The organism is Haloferax sp. Atlit-12N (assembly GCF_003383095.1).
Taxonomy (GTDB): Archaea; Halobacteriota; Halobacteria; order Halobacteriales; family Haloferacaceae; genus Haloferax.
Genome location: NZ_PSYW01000002.1, coordinates 1059046 through 1080027, shown reverse-complemented (window position 1 = coordinate 1080027; position 20982 = coordinate 1059046). Strand labels below are relative to the sequence as shown.

Below are 20982 nucleotides of genomic sequence, written 5' to 3'. Positions count from 1 at the left end.
TCAGTAGCCGCCGCGGGTGGTGTCGCCGTTTCGCTCCCACCAGGGAGTCGGCAGTTCCTCGCGCGGTAGCGGCAGGTGTCCGTGGTCGAGCGTGTCGACGAGGTCGGTCTCGTCGCCGTCGAGGGCGACCCGGACGGTCGGCGCGAGCGTGCCACCGAACCGGCGCATCTGCTCTTCGGGAGGGAGGAGTCCCACGTCGTCGAGGCTCGGCCGGTCGTAGTCGAAGTAGTTGAAGAACGACGAGACGAGCAGGTCGTCACCGTGGTCGTAGACGAGCCACGAGTACGCCTGGAAGGGCGCGCCTTTCGGGTTCGTGAGCACCATCCCGTGGCCGTTCAGGGGTTCGTAGTCGCCCGCGAGGTCGTCGGCGACGAAGCCGTAGAGCGCGTCGTAGCCCGTCAACTCGGGCGCGAAGGTGTGGACGTGGCTGGAAACGAACAGGTAGTACGTCCCGTCGCGGACGACGAGATGCGGGCGCTCCAGTTCCTGATTGACGCAGACGGCGTCGAGAAGCGGCGGCCGGAGTTCGAAGTCGGTCGGGTCGCCGGTCGGCGAGTGGGCGATACCGACGCTGCCGTTGAACTCCTCCCAGACGGGGTCGTCGCACTCGCCGGCCCCCTCGGGGACGGGCGTGTTCGCCTCGAAGAGGAGGTACGTCTCGCCCGACGCGGGGTCCTCGAAGAACCACGGGTCGCGGAAGGTGTATATCATCCCGCGCGACTGGTCCTCGCGCTCGTACCAGTCGCCGTCCGGCGTGAGGATGATTCGGTGGTCCCACGACCCTTCGATGCTGAACCCGGCGTCGTCAGTGCGGACGGTACCACCCGTCGCCAGCGCGATACGTTGGGTGTAGGTTAGTTCCTCAGCGCCGTCCTCGCCCGCGGCGGTGTAGTAGAGATAGACGTCGCCGCCGTCGCCGTCAGGGTCGTACATCGCCGACCCGGCCCACTGCCGCTGGCCGAGCGTGCCGCCGTCGAAGACGACGCCGCCGGTGGTCCACTCCTCGCCGTCCACGGAGTAGAAGTACCGGATAGTCGCCACGTCGTGGCGCTTTCCGGGGAGGAGGTCCGACGGCGACGTCAACGAGAAGATGACGCGATAGCCGTCGATTTCGGCGACGGAACCGTCGCGGTTCCGGAGGAACCACGTGTCCCAGATGTGCAGGTCTTCGTCCAGTCGCTCGTCCGGGGGGTAGATGACCGGCGCGACGTTCGAATCGTCGCGGCGGAGGCGTTCGGCGTGCGCACGCGTCCACGCAGGCGTGCCACCTTCGAATTGTTCACTCATATTCCAGTTAACTTTGCCGTGGAGTATAGGTGTCACCCTTCGCGTGGTTTTTCGACCCGTTTCGACCCACTCCGAAGCTCGGAACCAGCTAATATTGCCCGGAGGAGGCCTGACGCGCGGTTCGCACAACCGAATCCATTTGAATCTCGACGGCTTACGACGGTGCAATGACGAAGGTCCACGTTTCGCTTCCGGCGGACGCCGAGGAAGGCCTGCAGGCCTTCATCGACGAGGTTGATGGTCGGCTCGCCTCGGACGAAGACACCTGCACGGTCGTTCGGGACACCCTCATCGACCTGTTCGGCGACCGCGAGGCGTGGGAGCGCTGGCAGAACGGCAAGCCCGTCTCGCCCGCGACGCGGGTCCGACTGCAGGGGTACGACCCCTGCAACGCGACGCTCGAAGCCGAGTACTACGCCGAGAAGGACGACGAGAAATTCAAGCGCTCGAAGCATCTCCAGTGGCTCTGGCGGCAGTTCGACGCGACCCCGATGGCCGACAACGTCGCCTTCGCCCTCCGGTTCCGACAGATGCTCGCCAACCACCTCTTCGAGGAGGCGGGCGACAATCTCCGCATCTTCAAAGGCGTCACCTTCTCGTACGGCCACAACATCTCCGTCGGCGACAACACGGTCATCCACGACGACGTGCACCTCGACGACCGCGGGAAACTCACTATCGGCGACCGCGTCTCCATCTCCGACAGCGCCCACATCTATAGCCACTCCCACGATACCGTCGACCAGACCGAGGTCAGGAACTACCACACGACCATCGGTGACGACGCGCGCGTCACCTACGACGCGATGGTGAACGCCGGCGTCTCGGTCGGTGAGAACGCCATCGTCGGGGCTCGGTCGGTCGTACAGGGCGACGTGCCCGCCCACCACATCGCAGTCGGCTCCCCCGCGAAGAGCGTGAAAGTAAAGCCCGGCTTCGAGGAGGTCGCCGAACCGCTCGACGGCGGCGGCGAGCGCCGCGCCGACGAGCGCGAGATACCCTACGAACTCCCCGACGACCTCGACGCCTTCGACGAGTTCGACCGCGACCTCGACGGTCCGGTGGATTCCCACCGACGCGAGTAACTCCTTTTTCGACGCGAATCCGCCGTGGCGGCATCACCCGCGACCACCGCCGAGAGCGTCAGCAGACCCGTTCGACCGAAGAACCGATATAGCATGCTAACGTAAGTCAATGTGTGATGGACGTCTGGGGTTGGATCGTCGTCTACGCCCTCGGGTTGACCCTGCTCCAGCTCCTGGTCTATCGGTATCTCGTCAACGGCGGTGAGCCGACGATGGGTGAGGGGTCCAGTCGGGACTCCGCCCGGACGGACCGCTACGCCCACCCCGAAATCGCGGCGTCGTTCGACGACGGCTCGCAGGCCGGCGTGCAGACGACGCCGACGGGCGAGCGCATCTGCCCGAACTGCGGGGTCGAAAACGAGGCCGACACCGCCTTCGACCTCTGCTGGAACTGCACCCGACGGCTCCGGTGACGACCCGCGGCCGAGCCCGTTTTACCAGCCCTCGACTAACTACGCGTATCATGGCCGACGACGACGAACTCCACGGCGAAATCGACGCGCTGGCTCGCGACATCGAGCGGGCGATTCTCGAATTCGACTCGGCCCTCGAACGCCACGCGATGATTCGGCAGACCGCCCGCGAACCGGTGTTCCGCTCCGAATCGCCGGAGCTTGACGACGTGCAGAACCTGTTTTTCTGAGTCGGCGAGGCGGACTCCCCTTCGAAGAAGGTGAGAGGCAACGCGAGGGCGTCACTACGTTCGACAGAAATGCGCCGACCGGGACTGAGCAAACCGACGGTTTGCGAAGGTCGGTCGGTAAACGACCGTAGGGAGTGCGCCGACCGGGAATTGAACCTCACTCGCAACGCTCCGCGTTGCTCGCTGCTTCAATTCCCTCGGGGCGTATCTCTTCACGCCACGGGACTCGGAGCCGTTCGGCTCCTCGTCTGGTTCCGTTCAGAAGATGCGCCGACCGGGAATTGAACCCGGGCTCCGAGCTTGGGAAGCTCGTGTCCTACCACTGGACCATCGGCGCGCTGTGCTCTGCTTGCGCCCCTGACTCGACCTCGCTCCGCTCGGTCGACCATCGGCGCTCACATTCGTTCGCCCCGTGGCTGACTTCACTTCGTTCAGTCACCCATCGGCGCGCTGTGCTCCGCTTCGAACCGCCTTCCGAAGCAAAAATTCGTAGACTGCGGGGGCACTTGAACGTAGCGCTTCAACCCATAACAGCCCCGTGAAAACTGGACGGTCGTCCATTGTTTTTGCGTGACACGTGACTATTTGGGCCCCCGGTTCCAACCGGCGCTCATGACATCCGTCGACGTTCTCTCGGAGGACGCCCCGTTCGACCTCCTGTTCTCCGAAGCGGAACTCGAAGCGCACCGCGAACACATCACGACCTTCATCGAAGACACCGTCGAGGCCGCCGGTGCCGACGGGGCCGTCCTCGGCCTGTCCGGGGGTATCGACTCGACGCTCACCGCCTTCCTCGCCGTCGAGGCGCTCGGGAAAGAGAACCTCCACGGCCTCGTCATGCCGAGCGTGGCGAACGCCGAAGACATGATGAGCGACGCCGAGGGCGTCGCCGAAATGCTGGGAATCGAGTACGACGTGGTCGAGATTCAGCCCATCGCGGAGACGTTCTTCGACACGTTCCCCGAGGCGGCCGACGACCGCATGGCCGCCGGAAACGTCTACGTCCGCACGCGGGCGGTGCTCAACTACTTCGTCGCCAACCACGAGAACCGCATCGTGCTCGGGACGGGCAACCGCGCCGAGGCGATGACCGGCTACTTCACGAAGTACGGCGACCAGGCGGTCGACTGCAACCCCATCGGGAACCTCTACAAACAGCAGGTCCGCCAACTGGCCGCCCACGTCGGCGTCCCGGAGGAACTCGTGTTACAGACGCCCTCTGCCGAGATGTGGTCCGGCCAGACCGACGAGGACGAACTTGGGCTCACCTACGACGCGCTGGACGCGATTCTCGCGCTCCACGTCGACGGCCCGCTCTCGAAGTCCGCAACGGTTCGCCACCTCGGGGTGACCGAAGAACAGGTCGACCGCGTGGTTGACCTCGTCGAGGGCAGCGCCCACAAGCGGTCGATGCCCCCCGCGCCGTCGGCGCTCGACGTGTAGGCCGCCGCGGGCCCGCCGCTCCGCCCGAAAAATTCACTTTTCGCGCGACGCCGCGATGTCGTCGACGTTCGCCCGATGAAGCTCCGCGAAGCCGGCGGCTTCCCGTTCGAGTCGCGCCTCTCGGCCGTCGCGGTCGCGCAGTCGCTCCTTGATGATTCGGAGCGACCGGTGGTCGTTGTCGGCCATCGACGCCGCGACCTCGCTCGGGTCGTCGACGAGTCGGGAGACGAGACCCATCTGGAGGGCTTCGCCGGCGTCGACGACGCGGCCCGAAAGCGAGAATTCGAGGGCGTGACCCTCGCCGACGACGCGCGGGAGACGGACTGTCCCGCCCCACGCGCCGAACAGGCCGAGTCGGACACCCGGTTCGCCGAGGGTCGCACGCGGGGTGGCCACCCGCACGTCACAGGCGAGCGCGAGTTCGACGCCGCCGCCGCGGGCCGCCCCGTCGATGCCGGCGACGACGACCGATTCGGCGGTTTCGATGGCGTCGGCGACGCGTTGGCCGTGTTTTGCGAACGCTTCCGGGTCGTCGAGGTCGGCGACGCTGTCGAGGTCCGCGCCGGCGCAGAACGCCGGGCCGTTCCCTCGGAGGAGGACGACCGGTGCGTCGGCCTCGACGACCGCGGCTTCGAGGGCGTCGAGGTCGGTCGGTCTGAGCGCGTTCCGTCGCGCCGGGCGGTCGATGGTCACGACTCGGAGGTCGCCGTCGTCCGTCGTCCGTATCATACGCCCGTTGTGCCGTGGTTTTCCAAAGGTCTTTGCCCTCCCAACCGTAAGTCTCGGCCGATGGACGACGCCGTGCGAGCCCGCGAGGCCGCGCGCGAGGCCCTCTCCGACATCGAGCCTGAGGCCCTCCGTGCGGCGCTGGACGAACGCCTCGACGCCGCCTCCTTGACGCCGGCAGTGCTCACGTTCGTGAGCGCGCGGGCCGTCGAACCGAAGGTCGACCTGAACGGGCTGGCCTCCCGCGCGGCCGGAGTGCAACTCATCTACGAGGGCCTCCGGCTCACCCGGTCGCTCGCCCACGACGAGCCGTGGTCGCATCTCGATAGCCCCGAGGAGGACACCGACGCCGACCTCGACATCCTCGCGGCGGACGTGCTCGTCTCGCGCGGCTTCTACCTCCTCGCCCGGACCGAGGCCGCCGACCACGCTGTCGAGACGGTCCGCGCCTTCGGCCGCGACCAGACCCGCCGCCGCTCGGCGGACGAGGCGGTACGCCCGGACCTCGACGGCGAACTCGAAGTGAACATCTGCACGCTCGCCGTCGTCGCCGGCACCACGGCCGTCGGCTCGGCCCCGCCGACCGCGCTCGTGGAGTACGCCGCCGGACTGGCCGACACCCACGACGGCGACTTCCCCCCGGCCGACGAGACCGTCTCCGAGGGGACCGTCGAGCGCATCGCGGCCCTCTACCGAGGCGGCGGTGGTGACGATGCGGTCACCTCCGCTGCGGACCGCTAATCGACATACGCTACCACGGTTCCGGGTCGGTTCGAATCGAAACCCCTAAAGAGTAACCCGGACAACCAAGGAATGCCTGCCTGGGTAGCTTAGCGGTAAAGCGCGTCCTTGGTAAGGACGAGACCCCGGGTTCAAATCCCGGCCTAGGCTCTTCTCGAAATTCGACTGTCGAGCGAGGCGTCTCGTCGCCGAGCAGTTGTTGGATTCCGGTTGAGACTGACCCGCCCCGCTCGCACGCTCATTCCTCCCAGTCCCACCACTCCCCACCACTCGCGGAACCCAACACATTCGCCTTCGAATACTGCGCAGCCTCGTCCTCGGTCAACACCGTCGCCCACGACACTCGCTCGCCCTCCGCCCCCGGTCCTCGACTGTCGTACTCCGCGTATTCGACCGTCTGCTCGGCTTCCGGGCGCGACCAGTTGTGCCACCCGTCGGGGAGGACGTGCGAGTCCAGCCATGTGCGAATAAACGCGGTTCGGGCGTGGTTCCGCCACGGGCGGCCGAGATACACCTCGGACACGTCGGCGTCGGCGGTCAGTTCACAGTCGAGAAAGACGAAGCCGAAGGGCTCGCGCTCCGGCGTGGAGGCCGCCGTCACGTACGAGTCGGCTTTCGAGTGGATGCGGCAGTCCTCGAAGACGGCGGTCGCACCGCCGAAGACGAAGTCGGTCGTCCCCTCGACGTAGCAGTCCGAGAAGTACTGGCGCGCGCCCTCGCCGGCGGCGTAGACGGTGTCTTGGTGGCCGAGGAAGCGGCAGTTCTCGAAGACGGCGCGGTCGGCGTTGACGTGGAGCGAAACGGCCTGTCCAACTGGGCCGGCGCTGTTCTCGACGGTCAGGTTTCGGGCGCGGAAGTCGTTGCCGCGGACCTTCAGCGTGTAGGTGAAGAAGGTGCTGTTGCGCCCGCGGTCGATTTTCTCGAAGTGGTCGCCGTGGCTGATGACGGTCTCCTCAGCACTCTCGCCGACGAGGGTGATGTCGGGGTTCCACGCGTGGACTTCGACTTTCTCGTCGTACACTCCTTCTCGGACGAGAACTCGGATTCGGTCCGGCGGGAACGACTTCGCGCCGTCGATGGCGGCCTGGATCGTCTCGTAGTCGCCGCTGCCGTCCTTCGCGACGACGTAGTCGTAGTCGCCGAGGTCGTCGGAATCGCGGGCATCCTCGGGGTCGTCAGACTCGTCAGCGCCGTCGCCGTCGTCAGCGTCCCCGAGAGTTCCGACCGCTCCGGCGGCGACGCCGAGACAGCCGACCGCAACTGCGAGAGACGTGAGTAATGCGAGCATGGGTCGCACCTCCCTCCCCGAAGCTATACGCTTGGGGGATACCGGTGGAACTCACGGCGGCGCGGGGTGCGGTTTCACCACGTCACCTCGAATTCGCGCCACACCATCACGAACTTCCACGATAAACATTTACACGCACGCGCTGTCGCCTGAGCCATGACACGGTTTTCGCGGCTCGGACCGGCCCGCGTCCGGTGGGCGCTCTGGGCGCTCCTGACGACGGGATTTCTCCTCGTCAGCTTCCATCGCGTCACCTCGGCGGTCCTCGCCGACGACCTCGCGCGGACGTTCGACACGACCGGCGCGGAACTCGGCATGCTCCACGCCTCCTTTTTCTACATCTACGCCGGCCTGCAGCTCCCGGCGGGCATCCTCGTGGACCGCGCAGGGTCGCGCCGGGTCGCCGCCGGCGGACTCGCGGTGATGGCGCTCGGCGTCTTCGGCTTCGCGCTCGCGCCGACCTACGGGGTGGCGTTCGCCTCGCGAGCGCTCCTCGGCCTCGGTGGGAGCGTCCTCTACACGGCGACGCTCCGGTTCCTCGCCAACTGGTACCGTCCGGACGAGTTCGCCACGATGACCGGGTGGACCGTCGCCGCCGCGGGGATGGGCGGCGTGCTCGCGACGACGCCGCTCGCGGTCGCAATCGACGCGGTCGGCTGGCGTTCGGTTCTCCTCGGGGTCGGCGTCGGCGGCGTCGGCCTCGCGGTCGTAACGTACCTCGCGGTCCGCGACCGGCCGCGGGACGCCGGGTTCGACCCCCTCGACGGCGTCCGTCCGCCCGCCTCGTCGGTCGAACTCGCGACGGTCGTCGAGAACACGAGACGCGTCCTCCGCGAGGGCGAGACGTGGCTGATGGGGACGATGCTGTTTCTCGTCTTGGGCACGAACTTCACCGTCACCGGCCTGTGGGGCGTGCCCTACATCGCCGACCTCTACGACGTGTCGGTCCGGACGGCCTCGCTTTTCGTCTTCGTCGGCAACGTCGGCTTCCTCCTCGGGTCGCCCGTGCTCGGGACGCTCTCGGACCGCATCGGCTACCGCACCGAACTCATCGTCGCCTCCTGTGTCGTCTTCACCCTCGCGTACGGGCTCATCTTCCTCTTCGTGACGCCGCCGCTCCTCGTGGTCGGCGTCCTGCTGTTCTCGGCGCTGTTCGTCATGGGCGGGGCCGTCATCGCGTTCACGGTCGCCAAGGAGCGCCACGACGCCACCGCGAGCGCGACGGTCACGGGCGCGATAAACAGCGTGGGCTACTTCGGCGCGGCGCTGTTCCCGGCGGTGATGGGCCTCGCCCTCGACGCCTACTGGACAGGCGAGATGGTGGCCGGCGCTCGGGTCTACACGCCGACCGGCTATCGCGTCGCGTTCGGCATCGCCACCGCCGCGGGAATCGTCGCGGTGTGCTGTGCGTACCTGCTCCACCGTCGGGAGTCCCGCGCCGATGCGGTCCCGTCGGCGACCGCGGAGCCGACCGACTGAACCGCGTGTTCTTCGCTAAAATAGCCGTTTCAGCCCTCGTATCGCGCTAACACGAACGGGTACTGGCTCCCCAACTCGTCGTCCACGACGAACTCGGCTTCGACCGCGAACCCGGTCGAATCGAGCGTCTCGTAGGTCTCCTCGATGTCGGGGAAGCTCCACCGCATCTCGACACCGCTGTCGAGCCAGTCGGGGTTCGAGCCGGTCCACGCCTCGCCGCCGACGGTCGAAAGCAGGGTGCCGCCGGGCCGGAGAACGCGGGCGAACTCCGCAAACACCCGCTCGTGTTCCGCGATTGGGACGTGGATGATGGAGTAGAACGCGCAGACGGCGTCGAATGAGTCCGACCGGACCGGAAGCGCGGTCATGTCGCCCTGCGCGAACTCTGCCGCCGGCACGTCTCGGTGGGCGAGGCGCAGTTGCTCGCGGGAAAAGTCGACGCCGACCACGTCGAAGTCGGCGGCGAGGGCGTCCGTCACGGGGGTTCCCTGCCCGCAGCCGGCGTCGAGGACCCGCGCGCCCGGGTCGAGGGTGTCGGCGAGTTCGCCGAGCACCGTGGGCGCGTCGTCGCTCCGCTGGTCGCGGTAGTCGTCGGCGAGGCTATCGTACGCGTCTCTGACGGCGCGTCGTTGGTCTGTCATTCTGGAACTCGGGTAAGTTCGACCGCGCGGTCGCCGGATAAGTGTCTTGTCCCGGTCGGCCCGCTCGCGGGCTGCCGGTTCGAGACGGAAGCGACGCTGAAAACGGAGAACCGGCGGTCGAGACGCCTCGAAAACGGGGAGCCGCTTACCGGAGGTCGCGGACGAACCGCTCCGGCACGTAGTCGACGACGTGGTCGGGTATCGCCGCGACGGCGGTCTCCGCGATAGCGACCATCGGCTTGCGGAGCAGGACGTAGACGCCGGAGACGGCGACTGCGGCGATGACGAGCGTCTCCGCGAGGCCGTCGAAGGCGAGGACCGGCGGGACGGCAAAGGCGAGCGTCAGCGCGAGGTCCTCGGGCGCGCCGTCGTAGCGAATCAGGCGCTTCGGGGCGAGCCACCGGCCGTTCCAGTGGTCGTAGACGGCGCGCTCGGAGGTACCGAGCCACGGCTTGAGTTCGAGGCCGCCGCCGAGCACGTCGGACGCGGAGTGGAGCGCGGCCGCCGCGAGGAACAGCGCGACGGCGAGCGTCGTAGTCGTCGGGTTCAGCGCGGCGACCGCTACCGCGGGCACGGCGAGCGCGCTGAAGTACACGGGGAAGTGAAGGGTCTTCCGGTGGCCCGCGTAGAGGTCGAAGTCGGGGAACAGGCCGCCGAGTGCGGCCGCGAGCACCGGGAGCATCCCGGCCTCGGGGACCAGCGCCCACACGGCGGTGCCGAGGACGACACCCGCGAGGGCGTGAGTGGTGGCCATCATCGATGGGGCGTATGCAATCTGGAGGAAAAACGATGTCGGTGGTCGTGCTAGCTAGTCTCACGGTCGAATTTAGGGCGCTCAGGCCGTATCACACCGCAATGGTCCCCAGTCGAATCGAGCGACTCGCGGGGCGGGCGATTCAGGTCGTTATCGTGTGTATCTTCTTCGTCGGTCTCTACACGCGGAACCTGAGCGTCGCCGTCAACGCGGTGCTCGCGCTGGCCGCGACGTTCCTCCCCGCGGTGCTCCGCCGCGACTGGGAGATTCGACTCCACCCGCTTCTCGGCCTCTGGCTGGCGCTGGCGGTGTTGCTCCACGCCATCGGCATGCTCGGCCCGTACCACTACATCGACTGGTGGGACCACGTCACCCACACGCTCTCGGCGACCGTCGTCGCGGCGGTCGGCTACGTCACCGCGCGGGCCGTCGACGAGTACACCGAGACCGTCTATCTCCCCGACCGCTTCATGTTCGTCTACATCCTGCTTTTCACGCTCGCGGCCGGCGTGTTCTGGGAGGTACTGGAGTTCGGCGCGCGCCTCGCCGCCGACGCCGTCGGCTCGGAGGCCGTCCTCGTTCAGTACGGTCTCGGCGACACCATCGTCGACCTCGTCTTCGACACGGTCGGCGCGGTGCTCGTCGCCCTCTTCGGGACGCCGCCACTCGCGGACACCATCGATTCGGTCACGGAGCGACTCGAACGGACTCGACCCTGACGGGGGCCATCTTTTAGCCACCCGGTGTGCATACTACTACCATGAAATTCGTTATCGTTGGATACGGGCGGGTGGGTTCGCGGACCGCCCGCGTGCTCCGAGAGGAGGGCCACGACGTGACGGTCGTCGACAACGACGACAAGAAAGTCGACCGCGCCCGCGACGAAGGCTTCGAGGCGGTACTCGGTGACGGCGGGACCGAAAGCGTCCTACGGGAAGCGGGTGTCGAGGGCGCAGACGCCGTCGGCGGGCTGACCGGCGACCCGAACATCAACTTCGCGGCCTGCATGCTCGGCAAGGAGTACGACTGCCGGACGGTCATGCGCATCAGCGAGGACTACCGCCAGGAGATTTACGAGCGCTACGCCGACGACGTGGACGAGATTATCTACCCCGAACGGCTCGGCGCGGCCGGCGCGAAGACGGCGCTCCTCGGCGGCGACTTCAACGCTATCGGCGACCTCACCGACCAACTCCGACTGACGACGGTAACCGTCCCCGACGACGCCCCCGTCGTCGGCGAACACGTCGCCAACATCGACCTCGGTGCGGACGGTCGCGTCTACGCCCACGGCCGGGAGCGCGAGCCGATGACGATTCCGCTTCCGGGGACCGTCGTCGAACCCGGCGACCAGCTAGCGCTCCTCACAGAGCGAAACGCGCTGGAGCGAGTCCGGTCGAAACTGCTCGGCTGACTCCTGCCCCCGAACCGACGCTCTTCTCTTCGCGCCGCCACCGCTCGAACCGGTGCCACTTGTACCGACGCTTGCCGCCGCCGAGATGTCTCTCTGCGGTGCGGTCTGCCTCGGAAAACAGCGCCGTAGTGGCGGCGCCGCGTTGTCGTACCGGGGGAAACCAGAACGACGATGGTGGTGGTGGTTTTCGTGCCGGGCGCGCCGGTGGGAGGATGGGAACTGAGGCCGAGTGCGCGCCCTATCACCGGGTACGTACGGGGAACCTTAAATCTGCGTCAGACAGGAGTCACACGCTATCTACGTGCAATATCTGCTGTTATACCTCCGGCAAAGCCGCCCCGGTTCCCCGCGCTCAATAAACGAGTTTCCCCTCGACGAACTGGCGGACTCGGTCGTCGTCCGGCGACTCGAACACCTCGTCGGTCGGCCCCGATTCGATGCACGTCCCGCCGAGGATGACGGCCGTCCGGTCTGACACCCGCCGGGCCTGCTGCATGTCGTGGGTGGCGAGCGCGACGGCGATGCCTCGGTCCCGCGCCGCCCGCATCGCCGACTCGATAGCGGCGGTGTTCCGCGGGTCGAGGTTCGACGTCGGTTCGTCCAGCAGTAACACGTCCGGGTCGGGTGCGAGCGCCCGCGCGATGGCGACGCGCTGGGCCTCGCCCGCCGACAGCGAGCCGGCGTCGCGGTCGACCTTGTCGAACATTCCGACCGTCCGAAGCGCATCTTCGACCGTCTCTGACGGCTTCTCGTGGCCGAACAGCCCCTCGACCGCATCGCGGACGCGAGCCGACCACGACCGGCGGACTCGAAGCCCGTAGGAGACGTTCTCCTCGACCGTCGTCGAGAAGAGACTCCGCGTCTGGAACGCCATCCCGACCCGGCGTCTGACCGCCAGTCGGCGCGCCTCGGGGAGCGCCCACACGTCGTCGTCGCCGACTTCGACCGTCCCCTCGTCCGGCCGCTCGAACATAGCGAGCAGTCGGAAGAGCGTCGTCTTGCCCGTCCCCGATGGACCGACGACGGCGAGAATCTCGCCCGGTTCGACGGCCAGCGAGATGTCTTCCAGCACCGCGCCGTTGCCGAAGCCGTGGCCGAGGTCGTGAGCCGCGAGTCGGGTCCCGCCGCGCCCCGTCCCGTTCGACGCCGGGTCGGGTGCGGTGGTCTCGTCGGGTTCTCCGGAATCGGGCTCACCGGCTCCCGGTCTCTCGGTCGTCATCGTCCCCTCCCGTTCCGTCCGGGGGTCCGGTCGCGGAAGCGCGCGCCGAGGGCGTTCACGCCGAGGACGAGCGCGAGCAGGATGGCGCCGAGGGCGATGCCCGTCTCGATGTTCCCCTTCCGCGCCTCGACGGTGATGGCCGTCGTGAGCGTCCGGGTGAACGACGTGCTGTCCGAGAAGACGATGTTGCCGCCGACGATGAGCACGGAGCCGACCTCGCTGATGGCGCGGCCGTAGGCGGCCAAGAGCGCCGTGACGATGCCGTAGCGCGCCTCGCGGACGACCAGCAGGGCGACGTCGGTCGAGGTGCCGCCGGCGGCGAACGCGGCGTCTCTGAGGTCCTGCGGGACCGACTGGACCGCCGAAAGCGAGACGCTCACGAGGACGGGGAGCGCGAGGATGGTCTGCGAGAGAATCATCGCCTCGGGCGTGAACAGCAGGTCGAACGTCCCGAGCGGTCCCGAGCGGGACAGCGCCAAGAGGACGACGAGGCCGACGACGACGCTCGGAAAGCCCATCCCCGTCGAGATGACGGAGGTGACGACCGACTTGCCGTAGAAGTCGCGGAACCCGACCGCCAGCGAGATTGGCAGGCCGAGCGCGGCGCTCAGCGCGACCGCCGCGGTGCTCACGTACAGCGAGACGGCCGTGATGCTGACGAGGTAGGTGAGGTTCAGGTCGCCGAGGGCGAACACGGGCGGTGGTGGGGTCCGGTCGGACTAAAAGTCCTCGGGGACGTGCTGTGCCACCCACGACTCGAACTGGGCGTCGGAGACCGACGCCGACGACGAGGCGTTCTCCCCGCCGTCGTAATCCTCGGGGACGTACTGGCCGAACTGCGGGTCCTCAGAGAGGGCGTTGGGGAAGAACAACTGCGACCCGTTCGCCGTGTAGTTGCTGATTATCTCCTGTCCCTCGGGGCTCGTGAGGAAGCCGGCGTAGGCCATCGCCAGCGAGTAGTTCACGTCGGGATACATCGCGGGGTTGACCGGGATGACGCCGTAGGGGTTCTTCAGGATGGTCGGGCCGCCCTTGAGCGGGCCCTGCACCTGGATTTCGAGGTCGATGTTGTCCTGTGTCGCGAGGAACGTCCCGCGGTCGGCGAGCGTGTACGCGCCCGACTGGTCGGCCTGCACGAGCGTGTCGCCCATTCCCTTGCCGATTTCGCGGTACCACGTCCCCGACGGCTCGACGCCGGCGGCCTCCCAGATGAGCAGTTCCTTCTTGTTCGTCCCGGAGTCGTCGCCGCGAGAGACGAACGTCGCCTCGGCGTCCGCGATGGTCGCGAACGCGTCGGCCGCGCTCTCCATCCCCGAGATGCCCGCGGGGTCGTCCGCCGGCCCGACGACGACGAAGTCGTTGAACATCACGTCGCGGCGGTTGACGCCGTACCCCTCCTGCAGGAACTCGTCTTCTGCGCCGCGGGCGTGGACGAGAATCACGTCCGCGTCGCCGTTCCGCGCCGTCTCGATTGCTGCGCCGGTCCCCTGTGAGATGGTCTTCACCCGAGCGTTGAACTTCTCCTTGAACACCGGGTTCAGGGCGTCGAGCAGTCCCGTGTCGTACGTGCTCGTCGTCGTCGCCAGCGTCAGTTCTTGGGTCGCGCCGCTTCCGCCTTGGCTCCCGCCAGCGCCCTCCGTAGTCTCGTTGTTCGCCTGCGGAGGATTCGCGTTCCCCGTGCATCCACTCAGTCCGAGAACCGCGCCGACACCGGCTGCCTGTAAGAAACGCCGTCGCTCTATCGCCATGCATTGTGGTTCGGCGAGTGCGGATTAACTGTTTCCCACGCAATGTAATCACAAACAATTTCAATATCGGTGAATTGTAACGGTTCGAGTCCGAAACCGGTTGCGTCGGATTCTTTTCGAGCCGTCCCGTGGTGACGGACATGAGTTGGGAGTCGCTTTTCGCTCGCGCCGCCGCCTATGAGACGACCGAAGCCGACATCACCGAGGCGCTTCGCGCCCGCCGAGGCGACGATGCCTGAGGCGGAGCCCTCACCCGCGCGGGTCGTCGCCGACGCCGACGTGCTCGCGGCTGACCTCCTCGTCGATGGTCCGTCCAGAGCGGCGCTCGACCACCTCCGGCGGCACTCGTGGACGACGCTCGTCGCCAGCGACCCGCTTCTCGACGACGCCGAGGCGGTCGTCGCCTCGCTCGCGGACGCCGACCTCGCGGCCGACTGGCGCGAGAAAATCGACTCGTGGGCCGAACTCGTCTCCCACCCGGACGGCGACAACCCCGCGCTGGCGTCGGCCTACCGCGGCGGCGCGATGCACCTCCTCACGTTCGACGACCGTCTCAGTTCGGCGCAGGCGGGCGCGGCGCTCGGCGGCCGCTTCCCGGTCAGCATCCGACACCCGAAGGCGTTCGCGTCGCTGTTCGCGCCGGAGAGCCTCTACGTCGAAGTCGAAGGCGGGTCGTACCCCGGTCCGGACCGCGACCCGCGGGCGTAGCCGCCGGCCGCCGGCCGCCGCCCCGACCGCCGACCACTCGTCGGGTCAGTCGCCGTTGACGATTCGAGTCACCGCGAAGATGGCGAGGACGGTCACGAGACCGAAGCCGAGGGCCACACCGAGTCCCTGCGAGGCGTCGCCGAAGAACACCGCGATGGCGGCGAAGACGGCGATTCCGTAGCCGCTCGCCGCACCGGCGGCGACGACGTTCGCTCGGTTCATGCGTCTCCGTACGCGCCCGCGGTCCCTGAGTGTGAACCCCCGCGATTGTGGGGAGTGACGGGGCCGGGGTCGGCTGTCAATCTGGCGGACCGCGTGCGGTCGGTACCGCTGGAGGGGCCGGTGACGAACGGAGGGTGCTCGTCGCAGTCGGGGAACATCACGGCTAGTCTGCTCCCGCCGAACGTATCAACCTGTTTGCTCGCGAACTAGTTTCAGCGTTAGTTCCCGTCGTCGGTGGCCCCGGCGCGCTCGACGGTACAGCCGAGCGATTCGAGTTTCGTCGCGGCCACTTCCACGTCGTCCTCTCGGACGAGCACGTGGTCGGTCGAGTACGCTGACAGCGCGAACACCGAGATGTCCTCTTCGGCGAGCGTGCCCGCGACCCGCGCCAGAAAGCCGACGAGTTCGAACGGCAGGACCATCTCGAAGGTGAGTCGCTTCCAGCCCCGCTCGACTTCGACGGCAGTCGCCTCGTCGACGCGCCCCTCCTCGACGACGACGGTCGTCTCGTTCTCGTCTCGAATCGTCGCGAACGCGTCCGGGTCGCCCCGTTCGGCCTTGATGACCGCGTAGGTCGCCGCCGAAACAGTCACGGTCCCGTCCTCGAAGAAGTCGCTCGGGTCCATGCGTCTCGGGGTCGCCCCGCCGGGGTAAACGTAGCGGCCGGTGGCGGTGGTCGTGGCGGCTACCGGTCAGGCCGTTCGCCCGATGAGATTCGCCTCGCTACCGCTCGGCGAACTTCCGTCGGACGCTTCGCGCCCGACGACGTTCGCTTCGCTCACTCCGTTCGCTCAGCAAACCACGTCGCGAACTTCGCTAACGCCCGCCCGCGGTGGGAGATGCCGTTTTTCTCCTCCGCGCTCATCTCCGCGAACGTCGCGCCGTCGTGTTCGAAGATGGGGTCGTAGCCGAAGCCGCCCTCGCCGCGCGGCGGGACGATGCGACCGTTGACGCTTCCGGTAAAGAGCTTCACCGGCAGCGCCTCCGTCTCCTCTGCGTCCTGTTCCGCGCCGCGGGCGGCCGCGACGGTCCGGTCGTCGCGGTCTATCGGGTCCGGACTCGCCTCGAAGGGTTCGCCGTCACAGTACGCGAGGACGCAACGGAACGAGGCTCGGCGGGGTTCGTCGAGTTCGGCCGCGGCCAGTCGGTGGACCGCCTCGACGCCGAGGGTGTCCTCGACGTACGAGGAGTACGGGCCGGGGAAGCCCTCGAAGCCGTCGATGAAGAGTCCGGCGTCGTCCACGAGCACCGGTTCGTCGGCGTAGCGGTAGGCCTCGCGCGCGCCGTGGGCCGCGATGGGGCCGAGTTCGGACGCCTGTACCTCGGTGTAGTCGAAGTCGAGTTGGGTCACGTCGTCGTCGAGGTACGAAAGCGCCTCGCGGACCTTCCCCGCGTTCGTGGTGACGTATCGGAGCATGTCCGGCCCTCCGCGGGCGGACGTGGAAAAGTCGTCGGTGTCGGTCGCTTCGCCTCAGTCGACGATGACTTCGACGGGGCCGTCGTCGGCCTCGGCCTCGTCTTCCTTTTCTTCTGCCTTCTGGCGCTCGTTCCAGAGGAGGCCGCCGGCGACGAGGAGGACGACCCACGACCGCCAGCTCGCGAGGTTCAGCGTGTAGCCGATGCCGAACGGCTTCTCCACCAGCATGCCCTTGCCGGGCTGCCAGTACGACGAGAGCAGTCGGCCGGCGCTCGGGCGCTCGAAGTTGTACGGGATGCCGAAAAGCGTTCCGCGCTGCGGTTTGTCTGCCATATGAGACGAATACGCCGGCTCGGGATAAATCGTTTTGGCCTTCCGACGGGGAGTCCGCGCCCGTTACCGGTACCGGCCGCGCGACTCGACCTCTCGCAACCGGGCGATAACCTCCTCGGAGCCGACGGCCTCGTAGCCCGATTCGAGCGCGTCGATGAGGGGGTCGGCGTCGTCCGCGGTCCCCTCGACGCTCTGGGCGAACACGTGGAGGTCCATCGCGTGGTCCTCGACGTGACCCGTGTGGAAGCCGAGGCCGAAGTCGATGAGATACACGCGCGGTTCGCCGTCCGGCCCCGTTCCGACCCGGACGTTCCGCGTGGTCGGGTCGCCGTGGACGATACCGGCCCCGTGGAGGCGCGCGAGGTACTCGCCGACGACGCGGACGGACTCGGGGTCCAGTCGCTCTGCGAGGTCCGCGTCGCCGACTCGCTGGAACGTGATGACACCCTCGACGGGGTCTATGTCCCGAATGACGGGCGTCCGAACGCCGGCGCGCCGGGCGTCGCTCGTCAGCCGCGACTCGGCTTTGGTTCGCTCGCGGCGGAGTTTGTCGTCCAGTTCCGGGTGGCGGTACGTCTTCGGGACGCGCCGCTTGACGACCTCGTCAGCGCCGATGTCAACGGTCGCCTCGGCCCCGCGAATCGCGCCGTCATCGGTGTAGGCGCGCGCGACCGACTCGTCCGCGCCGCGCCACGTCACGTCGACCTGGTCGGGGCGGAAGTTCGGGTCCACGGTCGATTCCTCGACCGCGAGCGTGTCGCCCGCGGCGAGCATCCGCGCGCCCAGCACGGCAATCATGCCGGCGTTGTCGCGGAGGAACCGCGGTTCGGGCGCGTGGAACTTCGCGCCGCGCTGGTCGCACATCTCCGCGAGCATCTCGCGCAGGCGGGCGTTCTGGCCCACGCCGCCGCCGAGGACGAGTTCGTCCGTCCCCGTCAGCGACAGGGCGCGCTCGGCCACCTCGGTGAGCATGGCGAAGATGGTCTCCTGCAGGCCGGCGCAGATGTCGGGGACGGGCGTGTCCGCGTCCGCCTCGTCCTTCGCGGCGCTCATGATGCCGGAAAACGAGAAGTCCATCCCCTTGACGACGTACGGCAGTTCGACGTAGTCGCCGTCTTTCGCGGCCGCCTCGACTTTCGGGCCGCCGGGGTGGGTCCAGCCGACGTGGCGGGTGAACTTGTCGATGGCGTTGCCGACGCCGGTGTCCATCGTCTCGCCGAGGACGCGGTAGCGACCGTTGTGATAGCCCAGCAGGTGGGCGTTCGCGCCCGAGGCGTTCAGACAGACCGGCGAATCGAAACCGGACTGATAGCGGCCGATTTCGAGGTGCGCGACCATGTGGTTGACGCCCAGCAACGGCACGTCGAGCGTCTGGGCGACCGAGCGGGCCGCGGTGCCGACGATACGGAGACACGGCCCCAGACCGGGGCCGCGGGAGAAGGCGACGCCGTCCACGACGGGGCCGTCGCCGTCGTGTCGCTCCGCGGCGTGCGCGAGCGCGGTCTCGACGACCTCGGGGACGGCAGTCCCCATGTGCTCTGCGGCCTCGCGCGGGTGGATGCCGCCGCTGTCGGGCTGGTAGGGGTCAGATTCGATGAAGACGTGGTCGGCCGAGGGGTCGGGCGTCCGCTCGGTTCCGGAGCGGAGCGCGTCGGGGTCGTCGGTCTCGAAAACCGCGGCGCTCGCGGCCCACGCTGTACCTTCGATTCCGAGAATGCGCATCGAGTGTGAAGAAACGGCGGTTCGAAGCCGGGACTACGCCTCTTCGGCTTCGACTTCGGCGTCGGTGATCTTGTTGCGCTCGAGCATGTGCTCCTGCTCGACGTCGCGCGCGAACTCGGGGCTCTCGTAGACCTTCGCGTAGCCCGCGGTCTTGCGCATGCCGAACTTCGTGTCGAGTTCGTGGACGACGACCTCGTCGGAGTCCTTGTTCAGTTTGGCCGCGAGCGAGTCGCGGACCGACAGACGGGAAGGCGTCGCTTCCTCGTGGACGATCTCGAATCGAACGTCCGTCCGGTGCAACATGGGGTTCTCCTCCTCGGAGATGATTTCGATATCCATGGTTCAGTTACCAGTAATTCCCCCCGAAGCAAGTAAAAGGATTTCGAAGGGACGAGCGCGCCCGCGTCTCAGGCGTCGATGGGCGCAACCACGGCGTCGAAGTCGCCGTCGAACTGCGCGAGGAGGTCCCGCATCTCGGTCTTGGCCGCGTCGGTGACGGTCACGCGGACCATTCCCTCGTCGGGTTGGCCGTAGACGACGGTCGAACCGACGGGCGCGGCGAGCACCGCCGGGAGCGTGGCGAGGTCCTCTTCGCCCTCGACGAGGAGCGTCGTCGGTTCGTCGGCGTCGAGCGCGGCCACGAGCGCCTCGACGAGCGCGACGGAGACGGTCCCCGGTTCGTTTTCGACCTCGACGAGGCGGCCGGTCTCGACCGCGCGGCGAATCTCCTCGCCGACGGCCTCGCGCTTCGTCTTGCCGTCGATGACGGCCACGTCCGGCGGGCGACCGGCGCGGCGGAGGTGGAAGGTGACGACGTCGCCGACGGCGACGAGCGGCGCGTCCGCGTCCTCGCTGGATGCGTCTGCGAGGAGGTCGTCGGCCTCGGTGTACACCGGGCCGAACGGCTCTTTGAACGCCGCGCGAAGCGCCGTCGGCAGGGTGAGCATGCTCAGCGGACCTTCAGCGCGTAGCCACCGGGTTCGGTGACGTTCATCTCGGTGGCGATTTCGCTGTCTTCGGGGTGGGTGATAACGACGTAACCCGCCCAGTCTTCGGTGAGACTGCTCGACCCGCAGTTCTCACACGTCTGTTTGTCCGGCTCGTTGACGAAGTGGCACTCGCGGCAGGCGAGACGGGGCTTCGCCATCAGTTACCCTCCGCCGAGGCCTCGCTCTGCTGGCGCTTCGATTCGAGCCAGCCGTGCTTGCCGAGCCCCGGCTGTTTGGCCGTGAGGCCGATCTTCGAGTCGCGCGGGTTGCGCTCGTCGATGCTCTTCGTGACGATGCGAGCGCGAACCTCGTCGTCGACGGCGAGCGTCTGGTTGGACTCGGTCGACGCGAGCTGTTGATTCTCGCCGTCGTAGGCGAGGTATTCGTCGGATATCTGCGAGACGTGCAGCAGGCCGTCGACCGGGCCGATGCCGACGAAGGCACCGAACTCGACGACTTCGACCACGATGCCGTCGACGACCTCCTGCATGTCGGGGTCGTAGGTGATGGCGTCGAAATCGGCCTCGTAGTAGACGCCGGGGCGGTTGGGCAGCACGGTGCCCTCGCCGATGTCGTTGACGTTCACGACGCTCACGACGCTCCCCACGTCTTCGTCCATCCGTCCTTCCAACTTGTCCTGCAACAGTCGCTTGACCCGCTCGGGCGTCACGTCGCCCAGGTGTCGGGGTGGGACTTCGACTGTATCTTTGAGTCGTACCCGTTTGTACATAGTTTCGTTAAGGTTCCGTGATTGCCAGCGTGGCGTGCCCCCGGATGCCGACGACGGGAATCCCGCAGTCGAGCACCCGGTCACGGAGGGGCTTGTCGTTCGTGACGACGTAGTCGACCTCGCCCGATTCGGCGAGTTCGACGACCGCGTCGTCGGCGTACGATTCCTCGGTTTCGACCGCCCGGCACCGGGTCGCTAGGTCCGCGCCCACGCTCGCCGCGACGCCTTCGGTCCCGGCGCCCGACGAGAGCTTCTCCAGCTCGTCGAGGACGGCCGTGGGGACCACGAGGTCCGCGTCGGCCGCGAGCAGCCGGTCGAGCTCGTCGAACACGCGGACGTTGAGTTCGACCGGCATCATGAGCGCGTTCGTGTCCATGACGACTACGGTGGCGG

The 20982-nt window shown here is 67.7% G+C and carries 27 protein-coding genes and 2 tRNA genes; 10 read left to right on the top strand and 19 right to left on the bottom strand.

Features of this window, described 5'->3' with window-relative positions; translation table 11 throughout:
• Positions 1-1287 (bottom strand): glycoside hydrolase family 68 protein, encoded by a 1287-nt coding sequence (locus C5B90_RS13665; protein WP_115882260.1) that lies wholly within the window; start codon positions 1285-1287, stop codon positions 1-3.
• A 167-nt stretch (positions 1288-1454) separates the two neighbouring features.
• Between C5B90_RS13665 and C5B90_RS13660 the strand changes: the two genes are divergently transcribed.
• The 3 genes from C5B90_RS13660 (at position 1455) to C5B90_RS13650 (ending at position 3015) form a co-directional block, all read left to right on the top strand.
• On the top strand, positions 1455-2372 hold the full coding sequence (locus C5B90_RS13660) for an acyltransferase (RefSeq protein ID WP_115882258.1): 918 nt from the start codon (positions 1455-1457) through the stop codon (positions 2370-2372).
• A gap of 116 nt (positions 2373-2488) precedes the next feature.
• Complete coding sequence (locus tag C5B90_RS13655) at positions 2489-2785, top strand: hypothetical protein (RefSeq protein ID WP_115882256.1); 297 nt, start codon at positions 2489-2491, stop codon at positions 2783-2785.
• A 50-nt stretch (positions 2786-2835) separates the two neighbouring features.
• Positions 2836-3015 carry a hypothetical protein gene (locus tag C5B90_RS13650; RefSeq protein ID WP_115882254.1) on the top strand — a complete coding sequence of 60 codons (180 nt, stop codon included), beginning with the start codon at positions 2836-2838 and terminating at the stop codon, positions 3013-3015.
• 266 nt (positions 3016-3281) lie between these two features.
• On the opposite strand, the gene C5B90_RS13645 is transcribed toward C5B90_RS13650, so the two are convergent.
• A tRNA-Gly gene (locus C5B90_RS13645) sits at positions 3282-3352 on the bottom strand.
• Between the two features lie 275 nt (positions 3353-3627).
• Between C5B90_RS13645 and C5B90_RS13640 the strand changes: the two genes are divergently transcribed.
• Positions 3628-4458, top strand: coding sequence for an NAD+ synthase (locus C5B90_RS13640; protein WP_115882252.1), 831 nt, complete (start codon positions 3628-3630; stop codon positions 4456-4458).
• A 33-nt stretch (positions 4459-4491) separates the two neighbouring features.
• On the opposite strand, the gene C5B90_RS13635 is transcribed toward C5B90_RS13640, so the two are convergent.
• Positions 4492-5187 carry an enoyl-CoA hydratase/isomerase family protein gene (locus tag C5B90_RS13635; RefSeq protein ID WP_115882250.1) on the bottom strand — a complete coding sequence of 232 codons (696 nt, stop codon included), beginning with the start codon at positions 5185-5187 and terminating at the stop codon, positions 4492-4494.
• A 60-nt stretch (positions 5188-5247) separates the two neighbouring features.
• Here C5B90_RS13635 and C5B90_RS13630 point away from each other — a divergent pair, with 60 nt between their 5' ends.
• Positions 5248-5925, top strand: a complete 678-nt coding sequence (locus tag C5B90_RS13630; protein ID WP_115882248.1) for a hypothetical protein — start codon at positions 5248-5250, stop codon at positions 5923-5925.
• Between the two features lie 78 nt (positions 5926-6003).
• Positions 6004-6075 (top strand) — tRNA-Thr (locus C5B90_RS13625).
• An 88-nt stretch (positions 6076-6163) separates the two neighbouring features.
• On the opposite strand, the gene C5B90_RS13620 is transcribed toward C5B90_RS13625, so the two are convergent.
• On the bottom strand, positions 6164-7213 hold the full coding sequence (locus C5B90_RS13620) for a pectinesterase family protein (protein WP_115882247.1): 1050 nt from the start codon (positions 7211-7213) through the stop codon (positions 6164-6166).
• Between the two features lie 156 nt (positions 7214-7369).
• Between C5B90_RS13620 and C5B90_RS13615 the strand changes: the two genes are divergently transcribed.
• Positions 7370-8692 (top strand): MFS transporter, encoded by a 1323-nt coding sequence (locus C5B90_RS13615; RefSeq protein WP_115882245.1) that lies wholly within the window; start codon positions 7370-7372, stop codon positions 8690-8692.
• A 29-nt stretch (positions 8693-8721) separates the two neighbouring features.
• On the opposite strand, the gene C5B90_RS13610 is transcribed toward C5B90_RS13615, so the two are convergent.
• Both C5B90_RS13610 and C5B90_RS13605 read right to left on the bottom strand, forming a co-directional pair.
• Complete coding sequence (locus tag C5B90_RS13610) at positions 8722-9333, bottom strand: class I SAM-dependent methyltransferase (RefSeq protein ID WP_115882243.1); 612 nt, start codon at positions 9331-9333, stop codon at positions 8722-8724.
• Between the two features lie 145 nt (positions 9334-9478).
• Positions 9479-10090 carry a metal-dependent hydrolase gene (locus tag C5B90_RS13605; protein ID WP_172795736.1) on the bottom strand — a complete coding sequence of 204 codons (612 nt, stop codon included), beginning with the start codon at positions 10088-10090 and terminating at the stop codon, positions 9479-9481.
• A 98-nt stretch (positions 10091-10188) separates the two neighbouring features.
• Here C5B90_RS13605 and C5B90_RS13600 point away from each other — a divergent pair, with 98 nt between their 5' ends.
• Positions 10189-10806: a hypothetical protein gene (locus C5B90_RS13600; protein WP_115882241.1), complete on the top strand. Its 618-nt coding sequence runs from the start codon at positions 10189-10191 to the stop codon at positions 10804-10806.
• Positions 10807-10847: 41 nt separating this feature from the next.
• Positions 10848-11501, top strand: coding sequence for a TrkA family potassium uptake protein (locus C5B90_RS13595; protein WP_115882239.1), 654 nt, complete (start codon positions 10848-10850; stop codon positions 11499-11501).
• A gap of 352 nt (positions 11502-11853) precedes the next feature.
• Here the strand turns inward: C5B90_RS13595 and C5B90_RS13590 are convergent, their stop codons facing one another.
• From C5B90_RS13590 to C5B90_RS13580, 3 genes are read right to left on the bottom strand one after another with little or no spacing between them, the layout of a single operon-like run.
• Positions 11854-12720 (bottom strand): phosphate ABC transporter ATP-binding protein, encoded by an 867-nt coding sequence (locus tag C5B90_RS13590; RefSeq protein ID WP_115882237.1) that lies wholly within the window; start codon positions 12718-12720, stop codon positions 11854-11856.
• A complete protein-coding gene (locus tag C5B90_RS13585; RefSeq protein ID WP_004976378.1) occupies positions 12717-13415 on the bottom strand; it encodes an ABC transporter permease in 699 nt (232 codons plus the stop codon). Before C5B90_RS13585 ends, C5B90_RS13590 begins: the two co-directional genes overlap by 4 nt.
• A gap of 24 nt (positions 13416-13439) precedes the next feature.
• The gene (locus C5B90_RS13580; RefSeq protein ID WP_115882235.1) at positions 13440-14468 is read right to left on the bottom strand and encodes a substrate-binding domain-containing protein; all 1029 of its coding nucleotides are present in this window, start codon (positions 14466-14468) and stop codon (positions 13440-13442) included.
• 231 nt (positions 14469-14699) lie between these two features.
• On the opposite strand from C5B90_RS13580, the gene C5B90_RS13575 reads away from it, so the two are divergent.
• On the top strand, positions 14700-15176 hold the full coding sequence (locus C5B90_RS13575) for a PIN domain-containing protein (RefSeq protein WP_115882233.1): 477 nt from the start codon (positions 14700-14702) through the stop codon (positions 15174-15176).
• A gap of 45 nt (positions 15177-15221) precedes the next feature.
• Here the strand turns inward: C5B90_RS13575 and C5B90_RS20870 are convergent, their stop codons facing one another.
• The 10 genes from C5B90_RS20870 to C5B90_RS13530 form a co-directional block, all read right to left on the bottom strand.
• Positions 15222-15398 carry a hypothetical protein gene (locus tag C5B90_RS20870; protein ID WP_199517494.1) on the bottom strand — a complete coding sequence of 59 codons (177 nt, stop codon included), beginning with the start codon at positions 15396-15398 and terminating at the stop codon, positions 15222-15224.
• 218 nt (positions 15399-15616) lie between these two features.
• Entirely contained in the window at positions 15617-16024 is a 408-nt protein-coding gene (locus C5B90_RS13570; RefSeq protein WP_115882231.1) for an ACT domain-containing protein, read from the bottom strand.
• A gap of 152 nt (positions 16025-16176) precedes the next feature.
• Positions 16177-16815, bottom strand: a complete 639-nt coding sequence (locus C5B90_RS13565; RefSeq protein WP_058566317.1) for a non-canonical purine NTP pyrophosphatase — start codon at positions 16813-16815, stop codon at positions 16177-16179.
• Positions 16816-16869: 54 nt separating this feature from the next.
• A complete protein-coding gene (locus tag C5B90_RS13560) occupies positions 16870-17148 on the bottom strand; it encodes a DUF5808 domain-containing protein (protein WP_004967454.1) in 279 nt (92 codons plus the stop codon).
• 63 nt (positions 17149-17211) lie between these two features.
• Positions 17212-18870 (bottom strand): bifunctional N(6)-L-threonylcarbamoyladenine synthase/serine/threonine protein kinase, encoded by a 1659-nt coding sequence (locus tag C5B90_RS13555; RefSeq protein ID WP_115882229.1) that lies wholly within the window; start codon positions 18868-18870, stop codon positions 17212-17214.
• 33 nt (positions 18871-18903) lie between these two features.
• Positions 18904-19209, bottom strand: a complete 306-nt coding sequence (locus tag C5B90_RS13550) for a 30S ribosomal protein S24e (RefSeq protein WP_004976369.1) — start codon at positions 19207-19209, stop codon at positions 18904-18906.
• 68 nt (positions 19210-19277) lie between these two features.
• The gene (locus tag C5B90_RS13545) at positions 19278-19817 is read right to left on the bottom strand and encodes a GTP-dependent dephospho-CoA kinase family protein (protein WP_115882227.1); all 540 of its coding nucleotides are present in this window, start codon (positions 19815-19817) and stop codon (positions 19278-19280) included.
• Positions 19818-19819: 2 nt separating this feature from the next.
• Entirely contained in the window at positions 19820-20017 is a 198-nt protein-coding gene (gene spt4, locus C5B90_RS13540; RefSeq protein WP_004967450.1) for a transcription elongation factor subunit Spt4, read from the bottom strand.
• Positions 20017-20589, bottom strand: coding sequence for a DNA-directed RNA polymerase (locus tag C5B90_RS13535; protein WP_004041780.1), 573 nt, complete (start codon positions 20587-20589; stop codon positions 20017-20019). The genes spt4 and C5B90_RS13535 overlap by 1 nt, the downstream gene beginning before the upstream one ends.
• A 7-nt stretch (positions 20590-20596) precedes the next feature.
• On the bottom strand, positions 20597-20965 hold the full coding sequence (locus C5B90_RS13530; protein ID WP_115882546.1) for a twitching motility protein PilT: 369 nt from the start codon (positions 20963-20965) through the stop codon (positions 20597-20599).
• Positions 20966-20982 lie beyond the last annotated feature (17 nt).